This window comes from Neisseria sp. 74A18 (assembly GCF_001308005.1).
In the GTDB taxonomy this organism is placed as follows: domain Bacteria; phylum Pseudomonadota; class Gammaproteobacteria; order Burkholderiales; family Neisseriaceae; genus Neisseria; species Neisseria dumasiana.
This window is the reverse complement of record NZ_LGZA01000002.1, coordinates 162,303-171,234: the sequence shown is the minus strand read 5'-3', so window position 1 is coordinate 171,234 and position 8,932 is coordinate 162,303. Positions and strand designations below refer to the sequence as shown.

Annotated in this window: 8 protein-coding genes; 7 read left to right on the top strand and 1 reads right to left on the bottom strand. The window is 49.2% G+C overall.

Translation table 11 applies throughout. The features are described from left to right. Nucleotides 1–340 precede the first annotated feature (340 nt). The 4 genes from dapF to cysK all read left to right on the top strand — a co-directional run bounded on the left by dapF (nt 341) and on the right by cysK (nt 3,519). Nucleotides 341–1,189 carry a diaminopimelate epimerase gene (dapF, locus tag AKG43_RS01705; protein WP_054598842.1) on the top strand — a complete coding sequence of 283 codons (849 nt, stop codon included), beginning with the start codon at nt 341–343 and terminating at the stop codon, nt 1,187–1,189. Then, entirely contained in the window at nt 1,189–1,845 is a 657-nt protein-coding gene (locus tag AKG43_RS01700) for a DUF484 family protein (RefSeq protein ID WP_054598841.1), read from the top strand. Before dapF ends, AKG43_RS01700 begins: the two co-directional genes overlap by 1 nt. A 1-nt stretch (nt 1,846) precedes the next feature. Next, nucleotides 1,847–2,452, top strand: a complete 606-nt coding sequence (locus AKG43_RS01695) for a hypothetical protein (protein WP_054598840.1) — start codon at nt 1,847–1,849, stop codon at nt 2,450–2,452. A 134-nt stretch (nt 2,453–2,586) separates the two neighbouring features. Then, nucleotides 2,587–3,519, top strand: coding sequence for a cysteine synthase A (gene cysK / locus AKG43_RS01690; RefSeq protein WP_054598839.1), 933 nt, complete (start codon nt 2,587–2,589; stop codon nt 3,517–3,519). An 86-nt stretch (nt 3,520–3,605) separates the two neighbouring features. Here cysK and AKG43_RS01685 read toward each other — a convergent pair whose 3' ends face one another. Beyond that, entirely contained in the window at nt 3,606–5,090 is a 1,485-nt protein-coding gene (locus tag AKG43_RS01685) for an aldehyde dehydrogenase family protein (protein ID WP_054598838.1), read from the bottom strand. Between the two features lie 366 nt (nt 5,091–5,456). Here AKG43_RS01685 and miaA point away from each other — a divergent pair, with 366 nt between their 5' ends. From miaA to AKG43_RS01675, 3 genes are all read left to right on the top strand, one after another. Then, entirely contained in the window at nt 5,457–6,401 is a 945-nt protein-coding gene (miaA, locus tag AKG43_RS01680; protein ID WP_054598837.1) for a tRNA (adenosine(37)-N6)-dimethylallyltransferase MiaA, read from the top strand. A gap of 197 nt (nt 6,402–6,598) precedes the next feature. After that, on the top strand, nt 6,599–6,754 hold the full coding sequence (locus AKG43_RS13625; protein ID WP_369799558.1) for a lipoprotein signal peptidase: 156 nt from the start codon (nt 6,599–6,601) through the stop codon (nt 6,752–6,754). A gap of 51 nt (nt 6,755–6,805) precedes the next feature. After that, entirely contained in the window at nt 6,806–8,818 is a 2,013-nt protein-coding gene (locus tag AKG43_RS01675; protein WP_054598836.1) for a site-specific recombinase, read from the top strand. The last annotated feature ends 114 nt before the right edge of the window (nt 8,819–8,932 follow it).

The following is an 8,932-nucleotide window of genomic DNA, read 5'->3' as shown; positions in this document are numbered from 1 at the left end:
AATATCTATTTTCTCAAAAATAGAAAATTAAAATACTATTTTTTAATTTATTTTTTATTTCAAACAAAGGCTTGAATAGCCAAGCATCATTATCTGTGTTTTTACTGCAACTTAGCGGCATCGCATACCGTTTGTTCCTTTTTAAAACCGATTGTCTCTTATATGCAACTCATATAAATAATTTACCCTAACGATTTTTATTCTCAAAGAATAGCCGGATCGCCGCCAAAACCATAGATATGGTGTAAAATCGACCTTAGTTAAACATTCAGACGGCCGAGATAACAGGCCGTTTTCTCTCTTTTCTTTCATACAGCAAACGGCCGGCAAAAGGAAAATCATGAAAAAACTGAAATTTACAAAAATGCATGGTTTGGGTAACGACTTTATGGTTGTTGACGGAATCAGCCAAGAGCTGGATTTGAGCAACGCGCCTTTGGCAAAATGGGCCGACCGCCATACCGGCGTAGGGTTTGACCAACTTTTACTGGTAGAAAAACCCAGTTCCGAATCGGTAGATTTCCGCTACCGCATTTTTAATGCAGACGGCGGAGAAGTAGAACAATGCGGTAACGGCGCACGCTGTTTCGTCCGCTTTGTGGTGGATAAAGGGCTGACGGAAAAAACAGAAATTGTTGTCGAAACCGCGCGTGGAATCATTTTGCCGCGCTTGGCGGAAAACGGTTTGGTTACCGTTAATATGGGCAAACCGCACTTCATGCCGTCTGAAATACCGTTTATTCCTGCGGCGGGCGAAGCTGCCGATTCTCTAACCCATATTATCCTGATCGGTTTGGAATCTGTGGCGGTTAGCTGCGTGAGCATGGGCAACCCCCATGCGGTAATCGTAGTGGAAGATGTCGATACGGCTCCGGTCGAAATATGGGGTTCGGCCGTAGAGTCGCACGAACAGTTTCCGGAGCGCGTCAATGTAGGTTTTATGCAGGTTGTCAACGATAAACACATCCGCTTGAGAGTGTATGAGCGCGGCACGGGTGAAACACAAGCCTGCGGCACCGGAGCATGTGCGGCGGTGGTTACCGGCGTCCGCTTGGGCTTATTGGCCGAAGGCGAAGAAGTGCGGGTAAGCCTGCCCGGCGGAGATTTGTTCATTACTTGGCAAACAGGTGCCGATGTCATGATGACAGGCCCCGTTAAAACCGTGTACGAAGGCGAGCTGCAATACTGATGAAAAAAGAAAACGTTTTGGATTTTTTAAGGCAGCACCCTGATTTCTTGGCAGAGCATGCCGATGAACTGGGCATACGCCTGCGTGATGACAAAGTGCGCTCGTTTGCTCAAGCCCAATTAACCGCTTCCCGGCTCAAAATCGAAAAAATGGCCGGGCAGCTGCAAACCATGATCACCGATTCGGAAGCAAACCGAAAAATCGTACAGCGCCAAATGGCATTAGACATTAAATTATTACAAGCCAACACGGTGGCACGGCTGGTTCAGGCTTTATATTCATCACTAGAACATGATTTCGATATACGCCACTTCCGCTTGGTATTAATCGCCGAACCGAAAAACAAAGTGCGTATTCCCGAAACAATCGTTCTGCCTGCCAAAGCAGATAAAGCACGCAAACAGATCGCAAATCTCCGCGCTCCCGTTTTAGGCACTAAAATCAGCGCGGAAATTCGTGAACTGCTGCCTGAAAATAACACGATACCCGAAAGTTATTTGCAACTTCCCATCCTGATAGGCGGTACCACAGGCGGCTTATTGCTTGCCGCAGACGAAAACGTAAACCGTTTTGCCGCCGGCTTGGAAACCGAAACCGTCTGCCATCTGGCAGATGCCGTCGGAGCCGCCTTATCCCGCATGATGGGATACCGTTGATATGGCAATCGGTTTTGATTTGTTGGCATTGGCCGTTTATATCGCTGTATTTATCACGGCGGCATTTAAAGCCGGTCAGTTTCAGTGGTTATGGGCAAGCGTGCTTCTTTGGTTGGGAGTCAGCACAATAGGCGCACGGTTGCTGCCGGGCATCTTAGGCATCACGCATCTTGCACCTTTATATATTCCTCATTTCTATATCACGCTGGCCAGCCTGTTTTTTTTCATCAACCATTGGAAAAAACTACCCGAAAAAGGCTGGTGGCATACTCAAGAAGCAGGCAGCTTTATCAGCTTGTTTGCAGTGAGCGGGCTATTGATGACAACGGTTTCGGCATTGCTTACATTATTGGTATATATGCGTTTTCCTACCGGTATTACGCCTTATGTGATGCCTGCCCTGCTTCAAATGTATGCACTCAAACCTGCCTATTGGTTTGCCGCGCAGGGTTTTATCATGTTGGTTTTTTATGCTCACCGCAGCCTGATTTCAAACGAATCTGCCAACCGCTTCAGCAGCAAACAGATTCAGGCCGGAATTTTAATGGCTTTTTTATTTCAGACGGCCTATGTGTTCAATGAGTTGCTCAATATCCGCTTCGGCTGACAAACTTTAAACAGACTCTTAACAACTAAAAGTTATAACCTAAGAAATATAAAATATTGGGCTTTCATACAATTTGAATATAGTATGAAAATGTCCGTTATTTTGATTTATTTTGATTGATCAGGAGCAAAATGATGAATATTGCACGCAATATTACCGATTTGATCGGCAACACCCCATTGGTTGAACTCAACCGCCTGACAGAGGGTCTGCCCGGCCGCGTAGTAGCTAAACTAGAGTTTTTCAACCCCGGCAGCAGCGTTAAAGACCGCATTGCCGCTTCCATGCTCGATGCTGCCGAAAAAGCAGGAAAAATCAATAAAAACACGGTAATCGTAGAAGCCACCAGCGGCAACACCGGCATCGGTTTGGCCATGGTATGTGCCGCCCGCGGTTACAAATTGGCGATTACCATGCCTGAGAGCATGAGCAAAGAGCGACGCATGCTGCTGCGTGCTTTTGGAGCCGAACTGATTTTAACGCCTGCGGCAGAAGGTATGGGCGGTGCGATTGCCAAAGCAAAATCTCTCGTTGACGAGCATCCCGAAACTTATTTCATGCCGCGCCAGTTCGATAACGAAGCCAATCCCCAAATCCACCGCGAAACCACAGCCGAAGAAATTTGGCGCGACACCGACGGCCAAGTGGATATTTTCGTATCGGGCGTAGGCACCGGCGGTACAGTAACCGGTGTAGGCGAGGTATTGAAAGCGCGTAAGCCGGGTGTACAAATCGTAGCGGTTGAACCCGAAGCCTCTCCCGTGCTCAGCGGCGGCGAAAAAGGCCCTCATCCGATTCAGGGCATCGGTGCAGGCTTCGTTCCCAGCATTCTGAACACAGAAGTGTACGATACGATTATTAAAGCTTCTAATGAAGATGCTTTTGCCACCGCCCGTGCCATGGCTGAAAAAGAAGGCATTTTAGTCGGTATTTCTTCCGGAGCCGCCGTTGCCGCCGCTTTGCAACTGGCTCAAAAACCTGAAAACAAAGATAAATTGATTGTCGTGCTGATTCCTTCTTACGGCGAACGCTATTTATCCACCCCGCTGTTTGCCGATTTGGCATAATCATTCGAATCACAACGCAACCATAGCAAGAGGCCGTCTGAAAATATTTTCAGACGGCCTCGTTCAAAACATCATCACATCAACAATCAATACATGCCTTCGCGCTCTTCGCGGGTGCTGATGTAGATGTTTTTCACTTGGGTGTAAGCAGCCAACATCATTTTGTGGGTTTCGCGGCCGATACCGGAAGTTTTGTAACCGCCGAACGGTGCACCGGCAGGCAAGCGGTTGTAGCAGTTTACCCAAACGCGGCCGGTTTCCAAAGCACGGGAAACACGCAGGCAGCGGTTGATGTCTTTACTCCAAACCGCACCGCCCAAACCGTATTCGGAATCGTTGGCCATTTTGATTACGTCTTCTTCGGTTTTGAACTTGATTACAGTTGCCACAGGGCCGAAGATTTCTTCTTGCGAAATGCGGTCGTCGTTGCTCTGCGCCGCAATCAGGGTAGGCTCGACAAATTCGCCTTTACCCAAATCGCCGCTTTCGATTTTCTTACCGCCGGTAATGATGCGCGCGCCTTCCTGTTCGCCGATTTTCACATATTTCAAAATGGTTTCCAGTTGGCCGGCATTCACTTGCGCGCCCATTTGGGTGTCGTCTTCCCACGGCAGGCCGACTTTCACTTTCTTAAACTCTTCGGCCAGCGCATTCACGAATTTATCGTAAATACCTTCCTGCACGAAAATACGCGAACCGGCACAGCACACTTGGCCTTGGTTGAACAGAATACCTTTTTGCGCACCTTCCAAAGCTTTGTCGAACGGCATATCGTCGAAGAAGATATTCGCAGACTTACCGCCCAATTCCAACGTAGCCGGAATCAGCATTTCGGCGGCAGCGATACCGACATGACGGCCGATTTCGGTAGAACCGGTAAACGCCAGCTTGCTGAAACCTTTGTGATGCAGCATATATTCGCCCGATTTCGAGCCGCGGCCGGTAATGATGTTCAGCACACCTTTAGGCAGCAAGTGGTTCACTTTTTGCGCGAACGACAGCAGGCTCAACGAAGTGCTGCTCGACGGATGGATAACGATGGTACAGCCCGCAGCCAAGGCGGGAGCGATTTTCCAAGCCGCCATCAGGAAGGGGAAGTTCCACGGAATAATTTGACCGACCACGCCGATGGGTTCGCGCAATACGATAGACAGGTCTTCTTCGTCCAACTGGTTGCAAGTGCCCTCTTCGCCGCGGATAACGCCGGCAAAATAACGGAAATGGTCGGAAGCCAGCGGAATATCGGCGGCACGGGTTTCGCGTATGGGCTTACCGTTGTCCAAAGTTTCTTGCAAAGCAAACAATTCGGCATGTTCGTCAATCACATCGGCGATTTGGTTCAAAATAACGGCGCGCTCGGCTGCGGTGGTTTTTTTCCATGTTTTAAACGCTTCCTGAGCGGCTTTTACCGCTGCATCCACATCTTCGTTGCTGGCATCGACGAATTTCGCCAGCTCGGCACCGTTGGAAGGGTTGTACGATGTCATCAGCTCGCCTTTGCTGCCTTTGGTCCATTCGCCGTTAATCAGCAGGCCGTATTCTTTATCAAAAACATTCAAATCTTTAGCCATGATTGTTTCTCCTCATGAATATTTAATTAGCAGGTTAAGCCTTGAGGCTTAAAATCAGCATAGTATCTTTTAGTTGATGTTTCAAGGTTTAATTACGGAAAATCAGGTATTGTTTACAAGATTTGAAAAACAATAACTTATAAATATCTAGGAAAACAGTTGGATTTTATTGTCATTTTTTCCACATGCCTGTGTTATTTTTCAAAATCATCCGTTCATTGATTCTACATATTTTCTTAAACTCAAAAGTTTCTTAACCCTAAAAGGCCGTCTGAACACAGTTGTTCTGATGTTTGCGGTCAGGTATCCACTGCAAAGCGCAGTTGTTATAATTTCGGCCTTTCTTTCACTCAGCCCGATTTCCAGATGACTGCCATTCCCAAAGCCTTCGCCATTCTCGGCCCCACCGCCAGCGGCAAAACCAATCTGGCATTGCGCCTTGCCGAATCGCTTCCTGTCGAAATCATCAGCTTGGATTCCGCATTGGTTTACCGCGATATGGATATCGGTACGGCCAAACCTACGCTTGCGGAAAGAAACGCCGTTCCCCACCACCTTATCGACATCATTTCACCTCTTGAAGCATACAGTGCAGCCGACTTTGTGCGCGACTGCACCCGCTTAACCGCAGAAATACACCGGCGCGGACGCCTGCCCTTAATCGTGGGCGGCACCATGATGTATTTCCACGCGCTCACGCAAGGTCTGAATACCTTGCCGGAAGCCGACCCCGATATCCGTGCGCGCATTCAGGCCGAAAAAAACGAACACGGCTTAGCCTACCTTTACGGCCGTCTGAAAAGCATCGACCCGCAAACCGCCGCCCGCTTGGAACCTGCAGACAGCCAGCGCATCGAGCGTGCGCTGGAAGTGTTTATGCTTACGGGGAAACCGTTGAGCCTGCATTTTTCCGAACAGCAAACCTATGCACCGCCGCTTGATTTATGCACCCTTGCGCTGATTCCGGACAACCGCGCCCTACTCCACGCCCAAATCGGCAAACGCTTCCTTACCATGCTCGAACAAGGGCTGCTTGAAGAAGTGCAGCGGCTTCAAACCGATTATCCCGATTTAAACGCCGATATGCCGTCTATGCGTTGCGTCGGCTACCGCCAAACTTGGGAACATCTGGAGGGTAGATACGGTTTGGATGCCTTGATTGAAAAAGGCTCGGCAGCCACCCGCCAATTAGCGAAACGGCAGCTTACTTGGCTGCGCAAGCTACAACCCCAATTAACGCTCGACCCCTACACCGACGAAAATATTATTCAGATGGCCTTTACCTGTATTCAAAAACATTTCGGCATTTAACGGTATGTGGAGGCTTGCATGCGGCAGACGGTTTGCGCTACCGATCCACATACGGCACCATTTTCCAACTTCATCCATGAAAAAACTCACAGATAAAACCGAAATGCACTTTTTCCTCCAATGTAAAAACGCTTAGGCTACTGCATTTTTTTGCTGCTTGTTTCGGGAAAATAAGGTATTTTTAGGCGGCTTACAGCTTGAGACCTTTGCAAAACCCCCATCTGCGGCGCATTTCTGCGTTGTGCGCTGCTCGCTCGTTTGCCTATCTATATGATATGTCTGCACTCGCTGTGCTGCTACGCCTTGAACTGCATCCACATCTGAGGGTTTTGCAAAGGTCTCAGCTTTTGTAAAAAGTTCCGCACCAACGAAAAAAAGAACGCACCAACCGGCATAACCAAAAAATGAATTCAAAACACATCCAATCAACCATACACATTATTCTGAAAAAACATATCGACAACACCGATTTCGTCGCCACTCTCAACGCCTTGATTGATTTTATGCGCAAAGGCGGCGCAAAACGTGCTCCCGAGCGGTTTGATGCCTTGCTCGCCGTATTGCAGGAAGACCCGGCCCTATGCGCCAAACTGAGCCAGCGTTTTTACACTTGGCTTTCCAAAGTACACATTTACCCCGCTTTGGTAGGTTTGGGAATATTTTCACGCAGCGGCTTCGCCCGCGAAATGGGCTTGAGGCTTTACGAGCGTTTCAGCCCTTCATACAAAGATTTAAACAATCTGCGCGATGTGTTTCTTTATTTGTTCCATTCCAAAAACGACGGCAAATGGCTGCAAAGCCTTACCGTGCGCCAATGGCTGAAGCTCCATACACTCATGAGCGCACAGGCCGATAAAACGCTCGTGCAAAGCGTATTGCGCCAACTTTCCGCAGCCCGTCTCCACGCCTTGGAAATGCTGTCGGTTTGGGTGGCCGCCGAAGCTTTGGAACCCGATTTAATCCGCATCGAACCGAGACTGCTGGATGTCAATTCTTCTTTTGTTGCCCTTCAGCGCGAAACATCCAAACTCGCCGAGCATTACCAAACCCAAACCACGCCTTACGACACCGCCCATATCGAAGTGATGCTCGACCAATGCCGCAATCAGGTAGAGCGGTTGCGGCGCAAAGGCACGGGAGCCGGATCCGGTTCGTCGGTTAAAGTGGCCCATCTGCTCGAACGTTTGGCCCAAACCATCGAACGCTTAAACCTGCTGTTGCACATTCAAACAGGCGAACACTACAAACATGCAACCGTTTGCCTGCTCAATTCCATGACTTCCGCAGCGGTAGAACAACGCAGCACCGATCTGCTTTGGCGGCGCAGCGTTAAAATGCTGGCCACCAGCATCAGTGAAAACAAAAGCCACCACGGCGAACACTACATTACCCGCACCCGCAAAGAATACTTCAGTATGCTTTGGTCGGCCGCGGGAGGGGGCGTGCTGATTTCGTTAATGGCCTTGATCAAAATCCATATCGGCCACATGGGTTTGAGTGTGTTTGCCACCTCTTTGCTCAGCGGGCTTAACTATGGTTTCGGCTTTATGCTGATTCATATGCTGGGCTTTACCGTTGCCACCAAACAGCCTGCCATGACCGCCGCCAGCTTTGCCGAACAAGTGGCACACACCGAAAAAAGCCGCTCTTCGGTTGAAACCAAACTTGCTTCGCTGCTAATCGACGTAGTGCGATCGCAAAGTGTGGCCGTGTTCGGCAATGTGTGTCTGGCCGTTTTACTCGCCGCCTTAATTGCCTATACCTTCTTCTCCAACACCGGACAACCCTTGCTGGATGCGCACAGCGTAGCCTACCAACTCAAGTCGGTACAGATTTTTACCCAACCCACCCTGTGGTATGCGGCCATTGCCGGCGTGTGGCTGTTCTGCTCGGGCATCATTGCCGGTTTCTTCGACAATCGTGCCGATTATCTCGACCTGCGCCGCCGCCTCACCGTCAACCCCCTGCTGAAAAAAATATTTTCGCCGAAAGCCCGTGCATGGCTCGGCAATTATCTGCACCATAATTACGGCTCGCTGATGGGTAATTTTTTCTTCGGCATGTTGCTCGGTATGACCGGCTATTTCGGCTATCTGCTCAATTTGCCGCTTGATATCCGCCATGTGGCTTTCTCTTCTGCCAATATCGGTTATGCGGCAGTAAGCGGCAATATCGGCTTCGTTTCATTTGCGTTCAATTTAATCGGCGTTTTGTTGATCGGCTTGGTTAATCTGATGGTAAGTTTTGCATTGGCGCTGTTGGTCGCCCTCCGCGCCCGCGATACGCATATCGACAGTGTGCCGAAGTTGTTGAAAAACACTTGGCAGCAAATCAAAGCCAACCCGCTCAATCTGTTTTTTCCCGTTCAGCCCGTTGCTGATATGGCAAAAGGCAATCATAAATCGGAACACAAATAATGAAACCTTTGCCCCCGGATGTGGATACCGTTCAAGGCGCAGCAGCATAACGAGTGCAGACATATCATTTAGATAAGCAAACGAACGGGCAGCGCACAACGCAAAAATGGCCGC